19 protein-coding genes and 1 tRNA gene are annotated in these 23,290 nt (G+C 65.5%); 14 read left to right on the forward strand and 6 right to left on the reverse strand.

Features of this window, described 5'->3' with window-relative positions; translation table 11 throughout:
• The first annotated feature begins 5 nt into the window (after window positions 1-5).
• Together rmuC and JI752_RS12185 are read left to right on the forward strand one after the other, a co-directional pair.
• On the forward strand, window positions 6-1,649 hold the full coding sequence (gene rmuC / locus JI752_RS12180) for a DNA recombination protein RmuC (RefSeq protein WP_216964418.1): 1,644 nt from the start codon (window positions 6-8) through the stop codon (window positions 1,647-1,649).
• An 87-nt stretch (window positions 1,650-1,736) separates the two neighbouring features.
• On the forward strand, window positions 1,737-3,566 hold the full coding sequence (locus tag JI752_RS12185) for an AAA family ATPase (RefSeq protein WP_216964420.1): 1,830 nt from the start codon (window positions 1,737-1,739) through the stop codon (window positions 3,564-3,566).
• Between the two features lie 173 nt (window positions 3,567-3,739).
• Here JI752_RS12185 and JI752_RS12190 read toward each other — a convergent pair whose 3' ends face one another.
• The 3 genes from JI752_RS12190 to JI752_RS12200 form a co-directional block, all read right to left on the reverse strand.
• Window positions 3,740-4,951, reverse strand: coding sequence for an integrase arm-type DNA-binding domain-containing protein (locus JI752_RS12190; protein ID WP_216964422.1), 1,212 nt, complete (start codon window positions 4,949-4,951; stop codon window positions 3,740-3,742).
• 179 nt (window positions 4,952-5,130) lie between these two features.
• Window positions 5,131-5,206: transfer RNA gene (locus tag JI752_RS12195), tRNA-Ile, on the reverse strand.
• Between the two features lie 67 nt (window positions 5,207-5,273).
• On the reverse strand, window positions 5,274-7,631 hold the full coding sequence (locus tag JI752_RS12200; protein WP_216964425.1) for a GH92 family glycosyl hydrolase: 2,358 nt from the start codon (window positions 7,629-7,631) through the stop codon (window positions 5,274-5,276).
• Window positions 7,632-7,816: 185 nt separating this feature from the next.
• On the opposite strand from JI752_RS12200, the gene JI752_RS12205 reads away from it, so the two are divergent.
• The 7 genes from JI752_RS12205 to JI752_RS12235 all read left to right on the forward strand — a co-directional run bounded on the left by JI752_RS12205 (window position 7,817) and on the right by JI752_RS12235 (window position 14,663).
• On the forward strand, window positions 7,817-8,857 hold the full coding sequence (locus JI752_RS12205; protein ID WP_216964426.1) for a LacI family DNA-binding transcriptional regulator: 1,041 nt from the start codon (window positions 7,817-7,819) through the stop codon (window positions 8,855-8,857).
• Window positions 8,854-10,140 carry a sugar MFS transporter gene (locus JI752_RS12210; RefSeq protein ID WP_216964429.1) on the forward strand — a complete coding sequence of 429 codons (1,287 nt, stop codon included), beginning with the start codon at window positions 8,854-8,856 and terminating at the stop codon, window positions 10,138-10,140. Before JI752_RS12205 ends, JI752_RS12210 begins: the two co-directional genes overlap by 4 nt.
• A complete protein-coding gene (locus tag JI752_RS12215; protein WP_216964431.1) occupies window positions 10,137-11,132 on the forward strand; it encodes a carbohydrate kinase in 996 nt (331 codons plus the stop codon). Before JI752_RS12210 ends, JI752_RS12215 begins: the two co-directional genes overlap by 4 nt.
• Window positions 11,129-12,358, forward strand: coding sequence for an AGE family epimerase/isomerase (locus JI752_RS12220; protein ID WP_216964433.1), 1,230 nt, complete (start codon window positions 11,129-11,131; stop codon window positions 12,356-12,358). Before JI752_RS12215 ends, JI752_RS12220 begins: the two co-directional genes overlap by 4 nt.
• A complete protein-coding gene (locus JI752_RS12225; protein ID WP_216964435.1) occupies window positions 12,358-13,749 on the forward strand; it encodes a glycoside hydrolase family 47 protein in 1,392 nt (463 codons plus the stop codon). Before JI752_RS12220 ends, JI752_RS12225 begins: the two co-directional genes overlap by 1 nt.
• 71 nt (window positions 13,750-13,820) lie before the next feature.
• Window positions 13,821-14,198, forward strand: coding sequence for a nuclear transport factor 2 family protein (locus tag JI752_RS12230; protein WP_216964437.1), 378 nt, complete (start codon window positions 13,821-13,823; stop codon window positions 14,196-14,198).
• A gap of 93 nt (window positions 14,199-14,291) precedes the next feature.
• A complete protein-coding gene (locus tag JI752_RS12235; RefSeq protein ID WP_216964439.1) occupies window positions 14,292-14,663 on the forward strand; it encodes a SnoaL-like domain-containing protein in 372 nt (123 codons plus the stop codon).
• Window positions 14,664-14,893: 230 nt separating this feature from the next.
• On the opposite strand, the gene rpoD is transcribed toward JI752_RS12235, so the two are convergent.
• Window positions 14,894-16,750, reverse strand: a complete 1,857-nt coding sequence (rpoD, locus tag JI752_RS12240; protein ID WP_216964441.1) for an RNA polymerase sigma factor RpoD — start codon at window positions 16,748-16,750, stop codon at window positions 14,894-14,896.
• 74 nt (window positions 16,751-16,824) lie between these two features.
• Window positions 16,825-17,265, reverse strand: coding sequence for a D-aminoacyl-tRNA deacylase (gene dtd / locus JI752_RS12245; RefSeq protein ID WP_216964443.1), 441 nt, complete (start codon window positions 17,263-17,265; stop codon window positions 16,825-16,827).
• Between the two features lie 101 nt (window positions 17,266-17,366).
• Here dtd and JI752_RS12250 point away from each other — a divergent pair, with 101 nt between their 5' ends.
• The 3 genes from JI752_RS12250 to JI752_RS12260 are packed head-to-tail and all read left to right on the forward strand — an operon-like array spanning window position 17,367 to window position 20,329.
• Window positions 17,367-18,299: a lauroyl acyltransferase gene (locus JI752_RS12250; RefSeq protein WP_216964444.1), complete on the forward strand. Its 933-nt coding sequence runs from the start codon at window positions 17,367-17,369 to the stop codon at window positions 18,297-18,299.
• A 40-nt stretch (window positions 18,300-18,339) separates the two neighbouring features.
• Entirely contained in the window at window positions 18,340-18,837 is a 498-nt protein-coding gene (locus JI752_RS12255) for a PH domain-containing protein (RefSeq protein WP_216964446.1), read from the forward strand.
• Window positions 18,824-20,329 carry a PH domain-containing protein gene (locus JI752_RS12260; protein WP_216964448.1) on the forward strand — a complete coding sequence of 502 codons (1,506 nt, stop codon included), beginning with the start codon at window positions 18,824-18,826 and terminating at the stop codon, window positions 20,327-20,329. Before JI752_RS12255 ends, JI752_RS12260 begins: the two co-directional genes overlap by 14 nt.
• 4 nt (window positions 20,330-20,333) lie before the next feature.
• On the opposite strand, the gene JI752_RS12265 is transcribed toward JI752_RS12260, so the two are convergent.
• Window positions 20,334-21,395, reverse strand: coding sequence for a CDP-glycerol glycerophosphotransferase family protein (locus JI752_RS12265; RefSeq protein WP_254200808.1), 1,062 nt, complete (start codon window positions 21,393-21,395; stop codon window positions 20,334-20,336).
• Between the two features lie 40 nt (window positions 21,396-21,435).
• On the opposite strand from JI752_RS12265, the gene JI752_RS12270 reads away from it, so the two are divergent.
• Together JI752_RS12270 and JI752_RS12275 are read left to right on the forward strand one after the other, a co-directional pair.
• Entirely contained in the window at window positions 21,436-22,230 is a 795-nt protein-coding gene (locus tag JI752_RS12270) for a glycosyltransferase family 2 protein (RefSeq protein WP_216964450.1), read from the forward strand.
• Complete coding sequence (locus JI752_RS12275; RefSeq protein WP_216964452.1) at window positions 22,227-23,102, forward strand: glycosyltransferase family 2 protein; 876 nt, start codon at window positions 22,227-22,229, stop codon at window positions 23,100-23,102. The genes JI752_RS12270 and JI752_RS12275 overlap by 4 nt, the downstream gene beginning before the upstream one ends.
• Window positions 23,103-23,290: the final 188 nt, after the last annotated feature.

The following is a 23,290-nucleotide window of genomic DNA, read 5'->3' on the forward strand; positions in this document are numbered from 1 at the left end:
GTGCGGTGCTGGCAATCGTGGGTGCCGTTGTGGGTTGGCTGTTGGGACGTAGCGGCCTGAAAGCGCAACTGAAGATCCGGGAAGATGAGCTGCAAGCCGAGCGTGAGCAGGCCGACCGCCTGCGCAACGACGCTGCACGGCTTCCGGATGCTGTCGCCAGGCTCAGCGCCGCCGAAGGCCGAAGCGCTCAGCTAGAACGTGAGTTCCGTGAAGCCTCATCGGAAATTGCCGCCTCGCAGGCGCGCCTTGAAGAGACCGTCGCTGGGCGGACCGCGCTCCAAGGTGATCTGGCGTCCCTTCGCACCCAGTTCGATGAGCTTCAAGCTCAGCTGCAGTCGACGCAGCTCGCCGCGCGCACAAGCGACGCCACGGCCCAGGCGATCAGGAATGAAGCCGAAGGGCTGCGCGGCACGAACAAAGAGCTGACGCTCACCTTAGACGGCCTTCGTGAGCAACTGCGTGAACTATCCATCCAGCTAGCCGGCGTGACGGCCGAGCGCGATTCTGCAATTGCTCTGGTCCAGCAGTCGAAGGCCTACCTCGATCAAGCACAGGATCGTATGCGCACCGTCTTCGTTGAGGCAGCCAGCAAGGTCTTCGACGAGAAGTCCGCTGTCCTCGACCGCAAGATCCTCAGCTCCACAGAGATCTCCAAGCAACAGCTTGAAGCCACACTTAAGCCCTTCTCTGACAACGTCACAGTCTTCCAGCAGAAGCTTGAGGCATTCGAGACCACGACCGTACGCGAGAGCGCCAAGCTGGAAGGCGCAATCACGCATCTGCGCGACCTCAACACCGACATGGCAAAGGCGACCGAGTCCCTGGCCACGGCACTTAAGGGCAATGCGAAGGTGCGCGGCGACTGGGGCGAAATGATCCTCGACCAAGTGCTCATCGCCAGCGGTCTCGAAGAGGGTGTCAACTATCGCAAGCAGGACAATGCAAGGGATGACGACGGCAAGCGGCACGTTCCTGACGTGATAGTAGATCTGCCCGATGGCCGCCAAGTAGTCATCGACTCCAAGGTCAACCTTGTGGATTGGGCCGCCGCCAATAGTATCGATGTGTCCCCGGAGGATTACCGAGCGGCCCTCATGGCCCATGCTGCGGCGCTTCGCAGGCACATGGTGGAGCTGTCCGATAAGAATTACCCAAAGATCTTGGGTGGCCAGACGCTTGAGCTAACGGTGCTCTTCGTCCCAATCGAAGGCGCGTTGTCCGCTGCCTTGTCAGTCGATCGCCATCTGCAGACGGATGCGCTCAAGCGCCGTATTGCTTTTGCCACGCCGAACACGTTGATGAGTCTGCTCAAGGTGGTCGACCAGCTGTGGACGCGCGAGAAGATCCAGAGCCAAGTGGACAACATTCGCACAGAAGCCAATAAGCTCTTGGACTCGCTGACGAATTTCCTAACGGACTTCCATCGCATCGACAAGAAGATCGTTGAGCTTTCGGATACCTATGCCGCTACTAAGAACAAGCTTAGCGACTCTCAGCAGTCGGTGCTCAAGCGTGCAGGACGCCTGATCAAAGCCGGCATCCGGGGCAATAAGAAGCTCCATGAAGATCTTCTAGAAGCTGCTGACGAGGATCCGGCCGATACCTCGCTGCTGCCCGCGCTGGAAGGTTCAGCCGTTGAGGAAGCTTAGCGGCCTGCGCCTCAGCTCGAACGCCGCTTCAAGCCCAGCGTCGTCGCCTGACCAAGGGCCTACGACGCTTAAAAGAAGGGAATCACCATGCGCCTCAAGTCCGTCAAGCTGACAAACTTTCGCGGGTACCGCGCTACAACCGTTGTTCCGATTGACGAAGCCATGACTGGCATCGTCGGTCGTAATGACTATGGCAAATCGACCATCCTGGAAGCCTTGGCAATCTTCTTCGAGAGCGACGGTGCCAAGGTCGACAAGAGTGACATGAACTGCTTCTCCCTGGCTGACGGAGATGAGCAATTCGAGATTGCATGTGAGTTCGACGACCTACCCGACACTCTCATACTGGATGAGAACGCTGAGACGACATTTGCACAAGAGTATCTGCTCAACGCCGACGGTGTGCTGGAGATTGTCAAGACTTTTAAGGCCAGCAGCGGCAAGCTGGAGCGTACTGCAATACGCTGTCAGCACCCAGCCGACGCTGACTTGGCGAAGCTACTCAGCTTCAAAATGGCTGAATTGGAGAAACTTGGCGAGCAGCGCGAAGTTGTCGACCAGGTAGTCGATAAGCGGATAGCTTCGCATTGGCGACAAGCTGTTCGCTCTGCCGCGGAGCCCATTTTCTGCCAAGAAACCCTACTCGATGTAAGCAAGGGGATCTCCGCTGAAAACAAATCCATCTGGGACAGAATTCAGGATCGCCTGCCCATCTTTGCGCTATTCAAGGCAGATCGCGAAAGCAGTGATGATGATGCCGAAGCCAAGAACCCATTGCAGCAGGCGGTCAAAGAGGCGCAGGCTGCGCTGCAGCATGAGATCAGATCGCTAGAACAGCAGATCGAAGCCAGTGTGCTGGATGTGGCCAACCGCACCCTCGATAAGCTGCGGGAAATTGCGCCCGAGCTGGCAAACGAACTGACTCCGCGATTTAAGGAAAAGCCCAGGTGGACCTTCAATTTCACTCTGGATGGCGAGAATGGCATTCCCATCAACAAGCGCGGCAGCGGTGTACGCCGTCTGATCCTGCTCAACTTCTTTCGCGCCGAAGCGGAGAAGACGGTAGTTGGCACCAAGCGCAATGTCATTTACGGCATCGAGGAGCCGGAAACCTCCCAGCACCCCAACTTTCAGATGTCGCTGATGCGTGCGCTGCTGGAACTCTCCAGCCAGGTCAATCGGCAGATCATCGTCACCACCCACGTCCCCGCCCTCGCTGGCCTGATTCCCATCGAGGGCATCCGCTACGTCACTAAGGAAGAAGACGGCATCCCAATTGTCAAAATGCCTAACGACGATGTGCTCAAGGAAGCCGCCGAGAGTCTGGGTGTACTCCCCGAAAGTGGTATGGAGCGGGCAAAGGGCGTCGTGCTGGTAGAAGGCAAATCAGACGTCACCTTTCTCCGCCACACTGCAAACATACTTAAGGCTGGCGGGCACCTTGAATCCAGTCTCGACGATGCCGGAATTGTCCCCATCCTGATCGGTGGCTGCGGCAACGTAAAACATTGGGTCACGCTCAACTTGGCCGATGACCTGGGTCTGCCCTGGTGCGTGTTTCTCGACTCAGACATCGGGGGCAGCCCAGAGCAGACGGCCTCTCTCGCTAAACGCAAGCAGGAAGTTGAAGCCCGAGGTCGCCTCTTCTATTCGACGCGCAAGCGAGAGATCGAGAACTACCTGTGCCCTGATGTGATTGAAGTTCAAACCGGACTAAGGGTGAAATTCACCGACACCTGCGACGCCAAGAAGATTATAGGTCAGACGGCCCGCGTCAAAGCGGATGATGTGATCGACAGGTTCTGGCCACTGATGACTGCAGAGCAAATCCTTCAGCGCTCGATGTATCAAGATGGTGGTGAGCAGCGTTCGGAGCTTAAAGAGTTGATTGAGAAGTTGCTGGTTTTGGCCGCTTGAACTTAGTCATCGAAAGATTGCAGTTCGCGAAGTTCGAAAGGCTCTACCAGAGGCACCCGCAGGATTCACAGTCATTAGCCTGAGGTCCGCCAAGGGTCGCTAGCGACCACCTGTGAGGCACGATTGCAGTGCCCAGGAGGTCCTCAGCCGCAGGGCGGGCGCCCATCAATTGTCTACCCTGCTCTTCGGATAGGTACAACCTTCTTTGTCTCTTCGCGAAGTTGATCAAGATAGTCAGCCCACGCCTGCATCATTTTCTTGCGCTCGGCTAGGTGCGCAGTTCGGTTGTAGGCGCGTCCCAGCGGATCTCGTACTGCATGCGCCAGTTGGTGTTCGATGTAGTCAGGTCGAAATCCCAGGACCTCATCTAGAACGGTTCGAGCCATTGCCCGAAACCCGTGCCCGGTGATTGTGTCGCCGTTAAAGCCCAAGTAGCGCAATGCTGCATTGATCGTGTTTTCGCTCATGGGCCGCTTCGCGCTTCTGACGCCTGGGAAGACAAACTCGCTGCGTTTGGTGAGAGGCTGGAGATCTTCAAAGACCTCCTTCGCCTGTGTTGAGAGCGGGACGATGTGCGGAGTTTCCGTCTTGCTCGCGATAAAGCGCCATTCGGCGGCGGCCAAGTCGATGTCGGCCCAACGTGCCTTTCGAAGCTCCCCTGGACGGACGAACAACATAGGGGCCAATTTCAAGGCCGCCAGCGTCACCGGCGAACCCCTATAGGAGTGCATGGCGCGCAGCAGGTCCCCGATCTTGTCGGGGTCGGTCACGCTCGCGAGGTGTTTGACCTGTGGCTGCTCTAGGGCGCCAACAAGGTCATCAGCCGGGTTGTACTGCGCACGCCCCGTGGCGATTGCATACCTGAAGACGCGACCTGCGAAGGACCGAGCCCGATGAGCTGTCTCGACCACGCCCCGCTTCTCCAGCTTGCGCAGCACCGCCAGCAATAGTGGCGCAGTCACGTCCGTGATGGGGAGCCCGCCGATGGCGGCCATGTCTTTCTCGATTAGTCGACGCTCGCGCTTCACTGACCCGGGACTGAGCCCTTCCTTGGCCCGCTTGTTCAAGAACTCAGTCGCAATCGCGCCAAAGGTCGTCTCTGCGCGTTCGACCTTCGCGGCCCGCTCGACCCTGGCAGCGTTGGCGGGACTACCGCCCCCTTTTACCAAGGCACGAAGGCGATCCCGTTCGGCGCGCGCCTCCGCCAGTCCCATTACCGGGTACTCCGCCATCGTGATGATGCTCGGCTTCCCGGCATAGCGATATCGATACCGCCAGACCTTTGCGCCGCTCGGGCGCACTTCGATGCAAAGGCCATTGGTGTCCGCGAGGCGGTAGGCAGTTGTACGTGGCTTGAGTGTGCGCAGCTTGGTGTCGGTGAGCATGTGTGAGTCAGCCATTTGTGAGTCAGCGAATACTTGCCAGCCGCCTGACTCACAGCCTGACTCACTTTTTTTCCCGATTCAAGTGGACACGCTTGGACTAGCGCGCACAAAAAACCCCGCTGTTTTGCGGGGTTTTGGATCATTTCATGGATTGCCTTGGGCAACCTTGGACGCTTATGTGGTGGGCCCAGCAGGATTCGAACCTGCAACCAAGGGATTATGAGTCCCCTGCTCTAACCGTTGAGCTATAGGCCCGTGGGCTGCGAAGTTTAGCAGCCCGTGGTGCGCCGCCGGCCGGGTGGCCGGCGCGATGGGGGCGACTTCAGCGCGTGGACATTGAGTAGGGACGCTGCTCCGGTGCGGCGCCCCAGGCCTTGTTGGGTTCGGCCTGCATGGTGAAGCGCAGTTCGCCGCCGGCCATGACGTCTTCGTGACGCAGGTAGGCGCGGTCCAGCGGTTTGCCGTTGAGCGTGGCGCTGCCGATGAAGTGGTGCGCGTCGTCCAACCCTTCGGCAATGACGGTGAAGCGCTTCCCGTTCGGAAGATTGAGCGTGGCGCGCGGCATGAAGGGGCGGCCGATGATGTACTCGTTGCTGCTCGGTGCGACCGGATAGAAGCCCAGCGCGGTGAACACGTACCACGCCGACATCTGGCCCAAGTCGTCGTTGCCGGCGAGGCCATCGGGGCGCGGTGCGTACTGCGTCTTCATGATGTGGCCCAGGCGGTCCTGCGTGCGCCAGGGCTGGCCCGCGTACGCATAGAGATAAGCGACGTGGTGGCTGGGTTCGTTGCCGTGCGCGTACCAGCCGATCAGGCCGGTGATGTCTTCCATGTGCTCGAAGATCTTTGGATCGACCTTCGCATCGAACACGGCATCCAGGCGCGCGAGCAGTTGGTCTTCGCCGCCGTGCGCGGCGGCCAGTCCGGCGACGTCCTGCGGCACGTACCAGGAGTACTGCCATGCGTTGCCTTCGGTGTAGTCGCTGCCGTAGCCGCTGGCGCTGGGGTCGAAGGGTTCGCGGAAGCTGCCGTCGCGCTTGCGTGCGCGCATGAAGCCGGTGTCCTTGTCGAAGGCGTGGCGCCAGTTCGCGGCACGCTTGCCGAACTGCGCGGCGACGTCCTCGCGCCCCATCGCGCCGGCCATGCGCGAGATGGCCCAGTCGTCGAAGGCGTATTCCAGCGTCTTCGAGGCGGCTTCGCCTTCCTCGTCGATGGGCACGTAGCCCAGCTGCATGTACTGCGCGATTCCGTCGTAGGGACCGTAGCTGGCGCTGGCGACCATCGCGTCGAGCGCTTCGTTGGCGTCGTAGCCGCGGATGCCCTTCATGTAGGCGTCCGCGATCACGGGCACGGCGTGGTAGCCGATCATGCACCACGTCTCCAGGCCGTGGAACGACCACACCGGCAGCACGCCGTACGGGCTTTCGCGGCGCGAGGCGAGCAGCGAGTTGACGAAGTCGTTGGTGCGTTGTTCTGGCTGCACGATGGTCAGCAGCGGATGCAATGCGCGGTACGTATCCCACAGCGAGAACGTGGAATAGTGCGTGAAGCCCTTGGCCTGGTGCACGGCGTTGTCCGGGCCGCGGTAACGGCCGTCGGCGTCCATGAACAACGTCGGGCCCATCAGCGTGTGGTACAGCGCGGTGTAGACGCTGCGGCGCATCGGTTCGGGCGCATCGAGGTCGAGCGCGCCCAGCGCCTGCGTCCACTGCGCCTTCGCATCGTTGCGCACGGCGTCGAAATCGAAACCGGGCACTTCGGCGTCGAGGTTGGCGATGGCGCCTTCTTCGCTCACCGGTGAAATCGCGACCTTCACGATCATCGATTCACCCGCGGCGCCGTCGAAATCGAGCGCGCCCACCAGCTGCCGGCCTTCGATCTGCGCGCGTTGGCGCGGGTCCTTCTCGCCCGGCGGCGGGAAGCCCTTGTAGACGACGTCCTGTTCGGTGTCGTGGAACTGATGTCCGCTGACGGGCCGGGAGAATCGCATCGCGAAGTAGAGCTGCCGACCCGGCGCCCAGCCGCGCGTTTCGCGGAAGCCGGTGAGCGTGCCGTCCGGACGCAGGCGCAGACGCGACCACTGCACCTTGCCGGGGTAGTCGTACATGCTCGTGCGCAGGTCGACGAGGACGTGCGCGGGTTTGCCCTTCGGGAAGCGGTAGCGATGCACGCCCACGCGCGGGCTCGCGGTGAGCTCGGCGCGGATGCCGTAGTCGCGCAGCGTCACGGCGTAGTAGCCGGGCTGCGCGATTTCGTCCTTGTGATCGAAGCGCGAGGTGTAGCCGCTGCCGGGCTTGGTGATATCGCCGCGCTCGAGCTTCACCTCACCGGCGATCGGCATCACCAGCACGTCGCCCAGGTCGGAATGCCCCGTGCCGGAGAAGTGCGTGTGCGAGAAGCCGACGATGGTGTGGTCGTCGTAACGGTAGCCGGCGGCCCAGCCGTAGCCTTCCTTGCGCGACTTGATCTGCGTGTCGGGGCTCAGCTGGACCATGCCGAAGGGCACCGTCGCGCCGGGGAAGGTGTGCCCCTCGCCGCCCGTGCCGATGAAAGGGTCGACGGCGGCGTAGGCCTTCGCGCCTGCACCGCCCGACGGCGGTGCGGCCGAGGCCAGGCCTGCGGCGATCCAGAGTGCGGCGCCCACCAGGCGCAGGGAGGTGGAACGGGCACGACAGGACATGGGCGCTCCTGAGCAAAGACGGGGCGGCGGCGGCCGAATTTGGATCGTTCTAAACGCCGCACGCTAGCATGGGCCGACAAGCGGATTCATGCTGCATCGCACGATTGCACGGGCGGGCGCTGCCCCGCAGGATGCCCGAGTTTAGAACGATCCAAATTCATGCCCCACGCCACGGACCCATCGCCATGAACGCCCCTGCCGTGCGCGGACGGGTGACGCTGGCCGACATCGCCCTCGCCTGCGATCTGTCGCGGGCGACGATCTCGCTGGTGCTGCGCGGCAGCCCGCTGGTCAACGCGGAAACGCGCGCACGCGTGGAGGCCGAGCTCAAGCGCCAGGGCTATGTCTATCACCGCGGCGCGGCGAACCTGCGGCGCAAGGTGTCCTCGACCGTCGCGCTGGTGATCAACGACCTGTCCAATCCGTTCTTCGCCGAGTTCGCGGCGGGCGTGGACGAAGCACTTGCCGCATCGGGCTACGTCACGCTGCTCGGCAGCACGGGCGAATCATCCGAGCGCCAGCAGGCGGTGCTCACCTCGCTGCTCGAACACGATCCGGCCGGCATCATCCTTTCGCCCGCCGAAGGCACCGACCCTGCGCGCCTTCGCCCGCTGCTCGCCTCGCGCACGCCGGTGCTGGTGTTCAACCGCGCGCTCGGCGGCGACTGGGATTACCTCGCGCTCGACAACACGCACGGTGCGCGCCTCGCGACGGAGCATCTGCTTGCGCAGGGTCATCGCCGCATCGCGTTCTTCGGCGGACACGAGGAATCCAGTTCGTGCCACGAGCGGCGCGAAGGCTATCGCGCTGCGCTCGCCGACGCGGGCATCTCGCCGGAACCGCAGTGGATCGTCGAATGCTCGCCGACGCGGCTGGAAGCGGCGCGGCAGACCGGCGCGCTGTTCGTGCGCGATCCGGCGCCCACCGCGGCCGTCTGCTACAACGATGCGGTCGCGCTTGGCCTCATGGCGGGTTTGTCGACGCGCGGCCGTCGCGCCGGTCATGACTTTGCCGTCACCGGCTTCGACGACATTCCCGAGGCCGCGGTGAGCGCGCCGCCGCTGACCACCATCGCCGTCGATCCACGCGCGCGCGGTCGCCAGGCGGCGGAGCTGATCCTGCAACGCCTGCGCGAGCCTGCAACGCCCATCGCCACCACCATCGCCCCCGTGCGCCTCAACCTGCGCGCGAGCAGTCACTTCACCCTGCCCGGAGACGCCGCATGAGCGGTCGCCCGTTGTCCACGCGCACCGCGATCGCGGTGCTGACGATGATCTTCTTCACCTGGGGCGCGCTCACCAGCCTCAATGACGTGCTGATTCCGCATCTGAAGGCCGTGTTCGAAATGAACTACGCGCAGACGATGCTGATCCAGTTCACGTTCTTCAGCACCTACCTGCTGATGTCGGTGCCGGCGGGCAAGGTGGTGGCGCTCGCCGGTTACAAGCGCAGCATCATCATCGGCCTGTGCGTCGCCGGCGTGGGGGCGCTGCTGTTCTTCCCGGCGGCGAGGATTCCGTCGTACCCGTTGTTCCTGTTCGCGCTGTTCGTGCTCGCCAGCGGCATCACGCTGTTGCAGGTCTCGGCCAATCCGTACATCGCGCTGCTGGGCGATGCAAACAGCGCGTCGAGCCGGCTCACGCTGGCGCAGGCGCTCAATTCCTTCGGCCACACGATCGCGCCGCTGCTGATCGGACCGCTGATCCTGTCCGGCGTCGTCATCGGCGCCACCGAGCTGGCGCAGATGCCCGAAGCGCAGCAGGCCGCGTACCGCATCTCGCAGGCCGAGTCGGTGCAGCTTCCGTACCTCGGCATCGCCGCCGGTCTGTTCCTGCTCGCGGTGTTCGTCGTGCTGTTCCGCCTGCCCGCGCACGCCGAGGCCACCGAGAGCGCCGATCACCAGCGCCACACGTTCGCCGAAGTGCTGCGCCATCGCCATCTGCGTTTCGGCGTCGTCGGCATCTTCATGTACGTCGGCGCCGAGGTTGCGATCGGCAGCTTCCTGATCAACTACATCAGCGATCCACGCATCGGCGCGCTGGATGAAGCTGCGGCGACCGAATACGTGGCGTGGTACTGGGGCCTGGCGATGGCGGGTCGTTTCATCGGTTCGTTCCTGTTACGGCGCATCGAACCGCGCGTGCTGCTGGGGCTGTTCGCGATCGGCGCGATGGGCTTGCTGGCGACGACCATGCTCAACGAAGGTCGCGTGGCGGTGTGGAGCGTGGTCGCCATCGGTCTGTTCAACTCGATCATGTTCCCGACGATCTTCACCCTCGGCATCCACGGCCTCGGCCCGCTGACGAGCAAGGCCTCGAGCCTGCTGGTGATGGCGATCGTCGGCGGCGCCGTGGTGCCGCTGCTGCAGGGCGTGCTCGCCGACCGCATCGGCGTGCAGATGGCGTTCGTGCTGCCGCTGGCGTGCTATGCGTTCATCACCTGGTACGGATTCCGTGGTGCGCGGCGCGAGGCGCTGGATGAAGCGCCGGTGCCGGTGGCGTCGCCATGAGCCATGCCATCAAGCGCGAGGCCATCGTCTGCTTCGGCGAGGCGCTCATCGACTTTCTCGCGCTGCCGGCGCTGCCCGGCCAGCCTCGTCATTTCGTCGAGTTCGCGGGCGGTGCGCCGGCCAACGTCTGCGCCGCCGTCGCGCGCCTGGGCGGCAATGCGCGTTTCGTCGGCATGCTCGGCGTGGACATGTTCGGCGAGTTCCTCATGTCGCAGCTGCGCGCGTTCGGTGTCGACACCCGCTTCGCCGTGCACACTTCCGAGGCACGCACGGCCCTGGCGTTTGTATCGCTGGATGAGGAAGGCGAGCGCAGCTTCAGCTTCTATCGCCCGCCGGCGGCGGACCTGCTGTTCCGCGAAACACATTTCCGAGAGGAATGCTTCGACGACGCCGCCGTGATGCATGTGTGCTCCAACAGCCTTACCGAGGCGGACATCGCGCAGACCACCGTCGCCGGCATGCGCCTGGCACGCGAGCGCGGCGCGCTGGTCAGCATGGACCTCAACCTGCGTCCGTCGCTGTGGCCCGAAGGCCTCGATGCAGCGCCGCGACTGTGGGAGGCATTGGCCGAGGCGGACATCATCAAGCTGTGCCGCAGCGAGGCCGACTTCCTGATCCGTCGCGCAGGCCACCACAACGCGATGCTGCAACGACTGTGGCAGGGCAACGCAAGGTTGGTGCTGATCACCGACGGCGGCAAGCCGGTGCGCTGGTACACGCGTGACGCAGAGGGCGAAGCGCCTGCGTTCCGTGTCTCGGCCGTGGACACCACGGCGGCGGGCGATGCGTTCGTCGGTTCGCTGCTCCTGCGGATCGTGGAACGCGGCGTGAGCGCACAGACGTTCGACACCTTCCTTGGCGACGCGTCCGCCATCGCCGACGCGCTACGCCATGCCGCCGCGGGCGGAGCATTGGCGGCGACGAAGCACGGCGCATTCGCCGCCATGCCAACCCGCGACGACATCGAACAACTGCTGCGAACGAGCCCATGAACCTGCCCGCCACTCCCGCGCCGGATTTCCGCAGCGAAACGTTCCTGCGCACGCACATCGCCGACACGATGACGTTCTACCATCCGCGCGCGATCGATCCGCAGGGCGGTTTCTTCCACTACTTCCGCGACGACGGCAGCGTCTACGACGCTTCGCATCGCCATCTCGTGAGCAGCACCCGCTTCGTCTTCAACTACGCGATGACGGCGCGTGAATTCGGCAATCCCGAGTATCTCGACGCTGCACGACACGGCCTGCGCTATCTGCGCGAAGTGCATCGCAACCCCTCCAGCGGCGGCTACGCGTGGACGATCCGCGATGGATCGCCGGAGGATCGCACCAACCACTGCTATGGCGTGGCGTTCGTGCTGCTGGCTTACTCGACCGCGCTGAAAGCGGGCATCGACGAGGTCGTGCCGTGGATCGACGAGACCTGGGACCTGCTCGAGGGCCGATTCTGGGACGCGGACGCCGGCCTGTATCGCGACGAGGCCGATGCGGACTGGAACTTCTCCGACTACCGCGGCCAGAACGCCAACATGCACATGTGCGAGGCGATGCTGGCGGCCTACGAGGCGACGCGGCAGCCGCGCTTCCTCGACCGCGCGCTCACGCTGGCCGACCACATGACGCGCCGACAGGCCGCGATGGCGGGCGGGCTGGTGTGGGAGCACTACGATCGCGAGTGGAATGTCGACTGGGACTACCACCGCGATGATCCCAAGCACCTGTTCCGACCGTGGGGCTACCAGCCCGGCCATCAGACCGAATGGGCCAAGCTGCTGGTGATCCTCGATGGCCACCTGCGCGAGCGCGGAACGCCGGCGCCGTGGGCCGTCGACACCGCGCGTCACCTGTTCGATGTCGCCGTGCAGCGCGCGTGGGATGCGCAGTACGGCGGCCTGGCTTACGGCTTCGGCCTCGCGCCGGAGTTCGCCGTGTGCGACGACGACAAGTACTTCTGGGTGCAGGCCGAATCGCTCGCCGCGGCGGCGCGACTGGGCGATGCCACGTGCCAGACGCATTACTGGGACTGGTACGACCGCCTGTGGGCCTATGCGTGGCAGCACTTCGTCGACCACGAGCACGGGGCGTGGTACCGCATCCTCGATCGCCGCAACGCCAAGTACAGCGACGAGAAGAGTCCCGCCGGCAAGACCGACTACCACACGATGGGCGCCTGCTACGACGTCCTCGCCGTCCTGCGTTCCCGGAGACACACCTGATGCGCCTGCGTCCGTTGCTGCTTTCCTTCGCCCTGTTTGCGGTCCCCACGATCGGCGTCGCGGCCGAAGCCTCCTTCCCCGATGCCGCGACGCCGGTCGTCTTCTCCGATGCCAAGGCCGCGCGCAGCGCAGAGCAGGTGAAGGCGCAGTTCCTGCACGCATGGCGCGGTTACAAGGAGCACGCATGGGGCCATGATGCGTTGAAGCCGCTGAGCAACAAGCCGCACGACTGGTACGGCGAGTCGCTGCTGATGACGCCGGTCGACGCGATCGACACGATGATCGTGATGGGCCTGGACGAGGAAGCCCGCGATGCGCGTGAGCTGATCGCGACGAAGCTCTCTTTCGACCGCGACCTGGACGTGAAGCATTTCGAGATCGTGATCCGCCTGCTCGGCGGGCTGCTGTCCGGCTATCAGATGACGGACGACAAGCGCCTGCTCGATCTTGCTGAAGATCTCGGCACGCGCCTGCTGCCAGCGTTCGACTCGCCCACCGGCCTGCCCTACGTTTATGTGAACCTGCGCACCGGCAATGCGCACGGCAACGAAAGCAATCCTGCCGAGGCCGGAACGCTGCTGCTGGAGTACGGCACGCTCAGCAAGCTCACTGGCAATCCGGTCTTCTACGAGAAGGCGAAGCGTGCGCTGGTGGAAACCTACAAGCGCCGTTCGAAGATCGGCCTGGTAGGCGAACGCTTCGACGTGACGACCGGCGAGTGGACGAACACGCGCAGCCACGTCGGCGCGCGCATCGACTCTTACTACGAATACCTGTGGAAGTGCTGGACGCTGTTCGGCGACGAAGACTGCCATGCGATGTGGAAGGACAGCATCGCGGCGGCCAATCGCTACTACCCGGAAGAAGTGGAAGGCTCGCTCTGGGTCGGTCACGTCGACATGGAGACCGGCAAACGCGTGGCGAGCCGCTATGGCGCGCTCGACGCATTCTGGCCCGGTCTGCTCGCGTTGTCGGGCGACGTGGCGCAGGCGCGACGCCTGCAGGATTCGTCGTTCGCGATGTGGCAGCAGTGGGGCATCGAGCCGGAAGCGTATGACTACCGCAAGCGCGAGGTGACATCGGCGGGCTATCCGCTGCGACCGGAGATCGTGGAGTCGGCGTGGTACCTGCATCGGCTCACGGGCGATGCGAAGTACCGCGCCATGGGCCAGGTGATGCTGGACGACTTCGTGCGCTACACGCGCACCGGCTCGGGATTCGCGACGCTGAAGAGCGTGGTGACGAAGGAGAAGGTCGACGACATGGAAAGCTTCGTGCTGGCCGAGACGTTCAAGTACTTCTACCTGCTGTTCGCGCCGCCCCAGACGCTGGATCCTGAGAAGGTCGTGCTGACCACCGAGGCGCATCCGCTGCGTCGCACCTGGAAGTGATCGCACGACCGGCGGTGCGCTGAGGCGATCCGGCGCGGGCTACGCTCGCTTGCCGGGTCAGGAGCATCGCCATGAGCACGCAGGACATCGCCAGGCGTCTGGTCGAGTTGTGCCGCGCCGGGGCGTTCGAACAAGCCCTGGAGGAGCTGTACGCCGACGACGCGGTGAGCATCGAGCCGGACGACATCCCGCCCGGCGCGTTGAGCAACGCGGAAGGGCTCGACGCGATCCTGCGCAAGAGCCGCCGGTTCTGGGGCGGTGTCGAGACCCTGCACAGCGTGCGCTGCAGCGAACCGCTCGTGGCGGCACGCTGGTTCAGCACCGCATTGAGCGTGGACGTCACGTTCAAGGGCGTCGGCCGCATCGACATCCGCGAAATCTGCGTCTATCGCGTGCGCGATGGCCTGATCGTGCTCGAGCAGTTCTTCTACGACACCTACGAGCCGTGACGTACCGGACGTCCGAAATTCTCGCAGCCTGCTGACAACACGCTGTCAGGGGTTGGTCTTAGGCTGTGACTTTCCCAGCAAGGAGACATCAGCATGGATATCCAGCAGGTTGCCAACCGCCTCGTCGAACTCTGCCGCGCCGGCCAGTACGACCAGGCGCAGGAAGAGCTGTACGCCGACGGCGCCGTCAGCATCGAGGGCGACGGGCAGAAGGCGGAGTCGATCGCGCACGGGATGGCGGCGATTCGCGAGAAGGGCAAGCAGTGGGCGGACAACCTCGTCGAAATCCACGGCGGCAGCGTGAGCGATCCGGTGATCGCCGACGGCTGGTTCAGCGTGGCGATGGGCCTGGATGCGACCTACAGGGACATGGGCCGTGTGGCGATGAAGGAAATCGCGGTGTATCAGGTGCGCGACGGCAAGATCACGCACGAGCAGTTCTTCTACAACGCCGACAAGGGGTAATGCGGCGGGCTGTCGCCCGCCCCGTGGAGGCCGCCATGAACGCGACGAAGACGCCAACACCTTCGACCACCAATAACGGCTGGAAGACCTGCAGCCGCGGACACAAGTACCGCGGCCCGGGCCCCTGTCCGAAATGCTGGCCCAGTGGTGCGCAACGAAAGCGGGCGGCACAAACGACGAAGCCCCGCTGAGCGGGGCTTCGTGATCGAACATCGGCGGACGTTGTCGCGTCAGTCGATGTCGAGGAACGAACGCAGCTGTTCCGAACGGCTCGGGTGACGCAGCTTGCGCAGCGCCTTCGCCTCGATCTGGCGGATGCGCTCACGCGTGACATCGAACTGCTTGCCGACCTCTTCCAGCGTGTGGTCGGTGTTCATGTCGATGCCGAAGCGCATGCGCAGCACCTTGGCTTCGCGCGGCGTGAGGCCGGCGAGGACATCGCGCACGGTCTCGGTCAGGTTGATGTTGGTGGTCGCCTCGACCGGGGACTCGATGTTCGTGTCCTCGATGAAATCGCCCAGATGGGAATCCTCGTCGTCGCCGATCGGGGTTTCCATCGAGATCGGTTCCTTGGCGATCTTCATGACCTTCCGGATCTTGTCCTCCGGCATGTCCATTTCCTTCGCCAGCTCTTCCGGAGTCGCTTCGCGGCCGTACTGCTGCAGCATCTGGCGGCTGATGCGGTTGAGCTTGTTGATCGTCTCGATCATGTGCACCGGAATACGGATGGTGCGCGCCTGATCGGCGATCGAACGCGTGATGGCCTGACGGATCCACCACGTGGCGTAGGTCGAGAACTTGAAGCCGCGACGGAACTCGAACTTGTCCACGGCCTTCATCAGGCCGATGTTGCCTTCCTGGATCAGGTCGAGGAATTGCAGGCCGCGGTTGGTGTACTTCTTGGCGATGGAGATCACCAGGCGCAGGTTCGCCTCGACCATCTCCTTCTTCGCCTTGCGCGCCTTGGCTTCGCCATAGGCCATCTGGCGGGAGATGTCCTTGATGTCGGACAGCGCGAGGAACGACGACTTCTCGATCTCGATCGTGGCTTCCTGCTCGGAAATGATCTGGTCCTTCACATCGCGAAGGCCCGAGGACCACTTCTGCTTGCGCTTGAGCAGCTCGTCCACCCACTCCAGATTGGTCTGGTTGCCTTCCCAGGCGCGGATGAAGTCCTTGCGCGGCATCTTCGCCACGCGCGTGGACAGGTCGAGGATGCGGCGCTCGTGTTCCTTGATGCCGTTGACCACGTCGCGCAGGCCCTTGACCAGCACGTCGGTCAGCGGCAGCGGCAGCTTGAAGGTGACGAACACCGCGGCCATGTCCTCGCGCAGCTTCAGCACGCTCTTGTGCGCCGGACCGTGCTTGGCGTAGGCCTTGAGGAACTTCTGGTAGTTGTCGGCCAGGGCTTCCATGCGCGCGGCGACTTCGACCGGATCCGGGCCGCTGACCACTTCCTCGGTCTCGCCCTCGGCGACTTCTTCCTCGTCCTCGTCGGTCTCGGCATCGGTGTCGGCGGCCTCGACGACGGGCGCCGGCGGCTCCGGCACTTCGTCCAGATGGTCGTTGAAGCCCACGATGATCTCGGCCAGGCGCTTCTTGCCGGCCTTGTGCTGCTCGTAGTCTTCCAGGATCGAGGCGATCGTGGCCGGGAACACGCCCAGCGAGGCCTGCACCTGACCGAGGCCTTCCTCGATGCGCTTGGCGATGGCGATTTCGCCTTCGCGGGTGAGCAGTTCCACCGTGCCCATCTCGCGCATGTACATGCGCACCGGGTCGGTGGTGCGGCCGCCTTCGCCGTCCAGCGCGGTCAGCGCGGCGGCGGCTTCTTCGGCGGCGGTGTCGTCGACTTCACGGTTGCCCGTGCCGCCGTCGGCAAGCAGCAGTGTTTCGGCATCGGGGGCCACTTCGTGGACCTCGATACCCATGCCGTTGATCATGCCGATGATGTCTTCGATCTGCTCGGCATCGACGAGGTCGTCGGGCAGGTGATCGTTGACCTCGGCATAGGTCAGGTAGCCCTGCTCCAGGCCCTTACTGATCAACTGCTTGATATCGGAGGAGGGGGGCTGACGTTCGTTGGCCATGCTTGCGCCACCGCGCTAATGGGAAGGGATGGGGAACGTTCCAGTATATCAGGCCGGCCCCTTGGGGACGGACTTCAGGACCGCAGGAGGAAGGTGACCGGGCCGTCGTTGACCAGGCTGATCACCATATGGGCACCGAACCGCCCCGTTTCCACCCCCCCGATGTGTTTTTGCCTGCAGATGTCGACCAGCCGGCTGAACAATGGTTCAGCCACCTCCGGCGCGGCGGCCGTGCTGAAGCCGGGACGCATGCCGCTGGCGGTGTCGGCGGCCAGGGTGAACTGGCTGACCAACAACAAGCCGCCGCCGGTCTGGGCCAGTCCGAGATTCATTCGCCCGTCCCCGTCAGCGAATACACGGTATCCGAGCAGCCGGTCGGCCATGCGCGCGATCTGCGCGTCGCCGTCGCCCGGCTCCACACCGACCAGAGCGAGCAGGCCCGGACCGATCGCCCCGACGACCTCGCCGTCCACCCGCACGCTGGCTTCGGTCACGCGCTGGATCAGGGCGAGCATGGGGCTCCGGCCGTTCGGCATGGGGTTGGGACCGACGATCCTGTCGAGCCCGCCCGGCACGGTCAACCGGTGCGCCCGGGTCGCGCCGTTAGACTGAACGGATGAGCCGCTTCGCCGCACGCCTCCTCCACCTCCTCGCCTCCCTGATCGGCCGCCTCACCTGGCCCTGGCTGCTGCGCCTGGGCGATGCGCTTTCGGCCTGGTGGCGCTGGCGCGACGTGCGCGAAAGCCGCGTCGTAAGGATCAACCTGGAACTGGCCTACCCCGACCTGCTCCCGGCCGAACGCGACGCCCTGCACGCGGCGATCCTGCGCACCACGGCGCGCCAGGTGCTGGAGACGATCCGTCTGTGGACGCGCCCGCACGCGGAGAACCTGCGCCTGCTGCGCGAGCAGCACGGCACCCATCTGATGGACGAGGCCATCGCGGCCGGCCGTGGCGTCATCATCGCCGCCCCGCACCACGGCAACTGGGAACTGCTGAACCAGTGGCTGGCCTGGCGCACGCCGCTGGCGATCCTGTACCGGCCGCCGGAGTCGAAAGTGGTCGAAGACTTCCTCAACCTCGTGCGCGCCGACCACGAACAGCCCGGCGAAGGCGAGCGCGTGACCCAGGTGCGCGCGGAAGGCCCCGCGATCCGCCAGCTGTTCAAGCGCCTGAACGACGGCGGCGTGGTCGGCATCCTGCCCGACCAGCAACCCAAGGCCGGCGACGGCGAGTTCGCGCCGTTCTTCGGCGTGCAGGCGCTGACGATGACGCTGCTCGGCCGGCTCGCCTCGCGCACCGGGGCGAAGGTGCTGTTCGCCTGGTGCGAGCGCGTGGACACGCACGCCGATCGTCCGGGCTTCGCGCTGCATATCCAGGCCGCGCCGGAGGCGGTGTCCGACGCCGATCCGAAGGTCGCCGTGGCCGCGCTCAACGCGTCGGTGGAAGCCATTGCGCGGCGCGATCCGGCGCAATACCAGTGGACCTACAAACGCTATACGCTCAGGCCGCCGGGTTCGGGGGAAGACAACCCGTACTGGAACCGCTGACGGCGCGGCGCCGTCGATACCGCAGACCGCGAAACCCACGATGGCCGACCACGACCCGTCCGCTGCCGCGGCCGATGCTCCCGCCGACTGGCACCCGCTGCCCGAGCGCGCCCGCCTCCCTTACATGCTGGCGCTGATGTTGCCGTTCGCCGGCCCGGGGATGGTCGCCGGCTTCGTGCTGGCCGGCGTGTTCGGCCTCTGGCTCGCACCGCCGGTGCTGGCGCTGGCCGGCCTGGCCCTGGGCGCATGGGTGGGCCTGAAGCATTACCGCAGCACCTTCTGGCGACTCGACGACGACGGCCTGGCGATCCGCCGCGGCCGCCTGTGGCAACGCGAGACCCGCGTGCCCGCCACGCGCGTGCAGCACCTGGACCTCAAGCGCGGTCCGCTGCAACGGCGCCGGCACCTGGCGACGCTGGTGGTGCACACCGCCGGCACGCGCCACAGCGCGGTGACCGTGCCGCACCTGGACGCCGACGACGCCGAACGCCTGCGCGACCGCCTCGCGCGCCAGCTCGACGCCGATGACGACGCCTGAGCCCGGCGCAGCCCCGCCCGACGCCGCGACGCTGCCCGTGGCCGAGCGCCGCCTGCACCCGATGTCGTGGCTGTTCGTGCTGGTGCAGCAGCTCAAGCAGTTCATCGTGCCGCTGGTCGTGCTGCTGGCCTTCGGCCGCGGCGACCGCAACGAACTGTGGCCGCTGATCGGCGTGGGCGTGCTGGTCGTGCTCTCGCTGTGGCAGTACTTCACCTACCGCTACGGCGTGGCCGGCGACCGGCTGGTGATCCGCAGCGGCCTGTTCGAGCGCAGCCTGCGGGTGATCCCGTTCGCGCGCATCCACAACGTCGCGCTGCAGCAGTCGGTGCTGCACCGCCTGTTCGGCGTGGCCGAAGTACGGCTGGAATCGGCCGGCGGGCAGAAGCCCGAAGCGCAGATGCGCGTGTTGAAGCTGGACGACGCGCTGGCCCTGGAAGCACTGGTGCGCCATCGCGGCGCCGCGCCCGGCGCGGCGGCGGTGGAGCCGGAAACCACCACGCTGTTGTCGTTGCCGTCCGGCGAAGTCCTGCGGCTGGGCCTGGTTTCCAATCGCGGCATGATCGTCGTCGGCGCGACCGCCGCGGCCGTCGCGCAGATCAGCCCGCGCGCCCTGCCCAACGCGTTCGAGACCGTCGGCAAGTGGCTGTTCGGCTACGCCGGCGAACACCAGTTCGGCCCGATGGAATACGGGGCGTCCGCGCTGACGCTGCTGGTGTTCGCCATCGGCCTGCTGCGCGCCTTCTCGATCCTGCTCGCCCTGCTGCAGTACCACGGCTTCCGCCTGAGCGAGATCGGCCGCCGCCTCACCGTCGAACGCGGCCTGCTGCAGCGTTGGCGCACCAGCGCTTCGCGCCGTCGCATCCAGGCCTGGACGCTGCGCGAGGGCATGCTGCACCGCCTGCTCAAGCGCCGCAGCCTCGAAGTCGACACCGCCGTCGCCGAGGAGAACCAACAGCAGCGGGCCCTGCGCGAGATCGCGCCGATCGCCACGCCCGCCGCCTGCGACGCGTTGATCGAACACCTGCTGCCGCAGGCGCAGTGGTCGACGCTCGAATGGCGTCCGGTGCCGGCGTCGAACTGGTGGCGGCTGGTGCTGCCTTCGCTCCCGTTCGTCCTGATCGCCACGGCCGTCGCGACGTGGCGCCTGGACGCATGGGGACTGCTCGTGCTGGCGTGGTTGCCATGGGCCGCGTTCGCCGCGCACCGCCGCGCGCAGCGCATGGCCTATGCGACGAGCGCCGAATTGATCGCCGTGCGCGAAGGCTGGTGGTCACGCCATTGGCGCTTCGCCGAACTCGACAAGCTGCAGGCGTTGCAGATCACGCGATCGCCGCTGGATCGCCGCTGCGGCACCGCCACGCTGTGGCTGGACACGGCCGGCGCCGGCGCGATGACGCCGCCGCTGCGCATGCGATTCCTGCCCGATGATCAGGCGCAGGCGTTGTACGGCGCGTTGTCGCGCACATTGGCGCAGCGACCGCTGCGCTGGTGACGGCTCAGCCGCCCGGACCCCAGTAGCCCAGGTCGCGGCGGATCTGCAGCCCACGCAGCCACGACGACAGCGGCTTGCGGCGCAGCGTTCCGAGCTCACCGCGCAACAGCGATTGCGTCGCAGCGATCACGCGCTCGGACGAATGCCCGTCGCGATACGGATGGATCGCATCGGCATACGCCGCGATCGCCGCCTTCAGTCCCTCGTCCGGCGCGAAGGCGCGCGCCAGCATGTCCGGCAGACGCGCGGGATCGTCGAAATCGATCATGTGCGGCTTGGGCGCACGGTTGCGCAACGTCACCACGGGCTTGCGCTGCACGACGAACTCCGACACCACCGACGTCGTGTCGGCCACCAGCACATCGGCGGCGCGCTGTGCGGTGACGAGCTGTTCGGTTTCGAAGAAGGTCGCATTCGGACCGGCCAGCGCGCGGTAGCGGGCGAACAATTCCGGCGGGCATTTGGGATGCAGCGTGAGCAGCCAGTAGCGGTCGCCGCGTGCGATGTCCGCGGCGATCGCGTCGTACAGGTGCGGGGCCGCGCTCAGGCGCTCGGTGAAGGTGGAGGCGAACATCACCACCGGACGCGCACCGGCCGGCGCGCGCATCGCCGCGGCGGCGCCGTGGTCGTCGCGGAACAGTGGATCGAGCTTGGGCCAGCCGGTTTCCACCACCGCGAAATGCCCGGCCTGCGCGGCCAGCGCCTGGAACGGGGCGGTCGTCGCCGGCCCCTGCGTGCAGTACAGGTCGAACAGGCCGCGCACGCGGAAGTGGCCGCGCTCGTCGGACCGCTTCTCGACGTTGAACCCGTGGAAAAGCTGGACCTTGGCGCCGGACACGAAGCCCGGCACCCAGTTGGCGGCGCTGAACACGGCGCTGGGCTTGAGCGCGACGGCGTCACGCGGCCGGCCTATCATGCGCACCGGCGACGGCAGCGCGGCGCCCGCGGCGCCATCGACGAACCACGCGTGAACACCGTGCCCCGCGGCTTGCAGCGCCTGCGCCAGCGGTTGCAGGATGGGCAGCGCGTACCGCTCGCTCGCGAACAACAGGTAGTCGGCCATCAACGCTTCCTCGAATCCATCGCTGCAGGGCAGGCCGCCGTCCGTGAACGGCGACGGCGCGGTCACGCCGATCTCGGCGTGCATTATCGCGTTCAACGAAGCCGACCGCATCGGTGAATGCATCGCCTCGCTGGCGTTTTGCGACGAAGTGGTCGTGGTGGACTCGTATTCCAGCGACGCCACCGTGCAGATCGCCACCGACCTGGGCGCGCGCGTGCTCCAGCGACCCTTCGACGGATTCCGCAGCCAGAAGCAGTTCGCCATCGAACAGGCCACGCACGACTGGGTGCTGTGCCTGGACGCCGATGAACGCGTCGGCGATGCACTGCGCACCGCCATCGAAACCGAACGGGCACGCGGATTCGCGCAAGCCGCCGGCTACCGTTTCGCGCGGCTGAGCGAGTACTTCGGCAAGTTCCTGCGCCACGGCAACGCCTACCCCGACCGCGTGCTGCGCCTGTTCGACCGCCGCCGCGGCGGCTGGCGCGGCAAGCGCGAAGTGCACGAAGCCGCCAGCGTCGACGGCCCGGTGCGCACGCTGGCAGGCGACCTCATCCATTACCCGTACCGCTCGCTCGAGCAGCAACTGCACAAGACACAGCGCTACGCGCGCATGATGGCCGAACACGATTTCGCCCGCGGCAAGCGCGCCACGCTCGCCAAACTGGTGCTGTCGCCGGCTTGGCGCTTCTGGCGCGGCTACGTCTTCCGCGGCGGCTTCCTCGACGGCTGGAACGGCCTGGTCTACGCCTACGTGCGCGCCAATTACGTGCGGCAGAAGACCATCATGCTGTGGCTGTTGCAGAACGGCCGTCCGATCACCACATCCGAGCCATGAACGCCTCCACGCCCACTTCCCCGAAGGCGCCGCGCGTCAGCGTCGTCATCTCCACCTACAACTGGCCCGAAGCGCTGGAGTTGGCGCTGGGGGCGCTGGCGCGACAGACGGTGCTGCCGCACGAAGTCATCGTCGCCGACGACGGCTCGCGCGAAGACACGCGGGTCATGCTCGAACGGCTCGCCCTCGACTACCCCGTGCCGCTGCGCCACAGCTGGATCGAGGACAAGGGTTTCCGCCTCGCGCTGGCGCGCAACCGCGCGATCGCGGCCACCACGGGCGACTACGTACTGATCCTCGACGGCGACATGCTGCCGCATCCGAAGTTCGTCGAAGACCAGGCGCGCGCCGCCGAACGCGGCAGTTTCGTGCAGGGCATGCGCGTGCTCACCGACGAGACCGGCCGCGACCGCCTGCTTTCGCGTGAAGTGCAGCAGCTGGGCTTCTTCGACCGCGGCCTGACGCGTCGTCGCCACACGCTTCGCATTCCCGCGCTGGCCGCGCTCTCGCTGCGCGTGACGCGCAACCAGAAAACCAGCTCCATCAAGGGTTGCAGCCAGGCCTGGTGGCGCGATGATCTGGTCGCGCTGAACGGCTTCGACGAACGCTTCGAGGGCTGGGGCCGCGAGGACAAGGACCTGGCGGTGCGCGCGTTCCACCACGGCCTGATGCGGCGCATGCTGCGCTTTGGCGGCCTGGCGACGCACCTGTACCACCGCGAACGTCACGAAGACGGCGCCAGCCCGAACGATCCGCTGCTGGCCGACACCAAGTCCACGCGCCGCGTGCGCAGCCCGCTGGGGCTGGATCGACATCTGGCGGAGTTCGCGTCGCAGCCGCTGCCGGATCTGAGGGAGCAGGTGCGGGCGTAACGGCACGCAGGCCGCGGTCATCCGCGTGTCAACAGCACCGTCATCCCGGCGACGGCCGGGACCCAGGCTGTCACGGCATCCGACATCTCACGTCATTGCAGCGGAAGCTGGGTCTTTTGGGCCGCCGTACGGGGGCACTATCCATTTTGCTGTTGCTGTTCACAGGTAGCCGGTAAAGCGTGAAACGC

Origin of the sequence: Lysobacter sp. MMG2, from assembly GCF_016735495.2 — a bacterium.
Classification (GTDB): Bacteria; Pseudomonadota; Gammaproteobacteria; order Xanthomonadales; family Xanthomonadaceae; genus Lysobacter_J.

What these genes read in the sequence shown, in the direction of transcription:
- dtd (WP_216964443.1), bottom strand. Translation starts at nt 17,265, where the DNA reads ATGCTCGCCCTGATCCAGCGCGTGACCGAAGCCAGCGTGCGGGTGGAC.
- JI752_RS12215 (WP_216964431.1), top strand. Translation starts at nt 10,137, where the DNA reads ATGAGCCATGCCATCAAGCGCGAGGCCATCGTCTGCTTCGGCGAGGCG.
- JI752_RS12185 (WP_216964420.1), top strand. Translation starts at nt 1,737, where the DNA reads ATGCGCCTCAAGTCCGTCAAGCTGACAAACTTTCGCGGGTACCGCGCT.
- JI752_RS12190 (WP_216964422.1), bottom strand. Translation starts at nt 4,951, where the DNA reads ATGCTCACCGACACCAAGCTGCGCACACTCAAGCCACGTACAACTGCC.
- JI752_RS12255 (WP_216964446.1), top strand. Translation starts at nt 18,340, where the DNA reads ATGGCCGACCACGACCCGTCCGCTGCCGCGGCCGATGCTCCCGCCGAC.
- JI752_RS12205 (WP_216964426.1), top strand. Translation starts at nt 7,817, where the DNA reads ATGAACGCCCCTGCCGTGCGCGGACGGGTGACGCTGGCCGACATCGCC.
- JI752_RS12235 (WP_216964439.1), top strand. Translation starts at nt 14,292, where the DNA reads ATGGATATCCAGCAGGTTGCCAACCGCCTCGTCGAACTCTGCCGCGCC.
- JI752_RS12200 (WP_216964425.1), bottom strand. Translation starts at nt 7,631, where the DNA reads ATGTCCTGTCGTGCCCGTTCCACCTCCCTGCGCCTGGTGGGCGCCGCA.
- JI752_RS12210 (WP_216964429.1), top strand. Translation starts at nt 8,854, where the DNA reads ATGAGCGGTCGCCCGTTGTCCACGCGCACCGCGATCGCGGTGCTGACG.
- JI752_RS12275 (WP_216964452.1), top strand. Translation starts at nt 22,227, where the DNA reads ATGAACGCCTCCACGCCCACTTCCCCGAAGGCGCCGCGCGTCAGCGTC.
- JI752_RS12230 (WP_216964437.1), top strand. Translation starts at nt 13,821, where the DNA reads ATGAGCACGCAGGACATCGCCAGGCGTCTGGTCGAGTTGTGCCGCGCC.
- rpoD (WP_216964441.1), bottom strand. Translation starts at nt 16,750, where the DNA reads ATGGCCAACGAACGTCAGCCCCCCTCCTCCGATATCAAGCAGTTGATC.
- JI752_RS12260 (WP_216964448.1), top strand. Translation starts at nt 18,824, where the DNA reads ATGACGACGCCTGAGCCCGGCGCAGCCCCGCCCGACGCCGCGACGCTG.
- JI752_RS12220 (WP_216964433.1), top strand. Translation starts at nt 11,129, where the DNA reads ATGAACCTGCCCGCCACTCCCGCGCCGGATTTCCGCAGCGAAACGTTC.
- JI752_RS12225 (WP_216964435.1), top strand. Translation starts at nt 12,358, where the DNA reads ATGCGCCTGCGTCCGTTGCTGCTTTCCTTCGCCCTGTTTGCGGTCCCC.
- JI752_RS12250 (WP_216964444.1), top strand. Translation starts at nt 17,367, where the DNA reads ATGAGCCGCTTCGCCGCACGCCTCCTCCACCTCCTCGCCTCCCTGATC.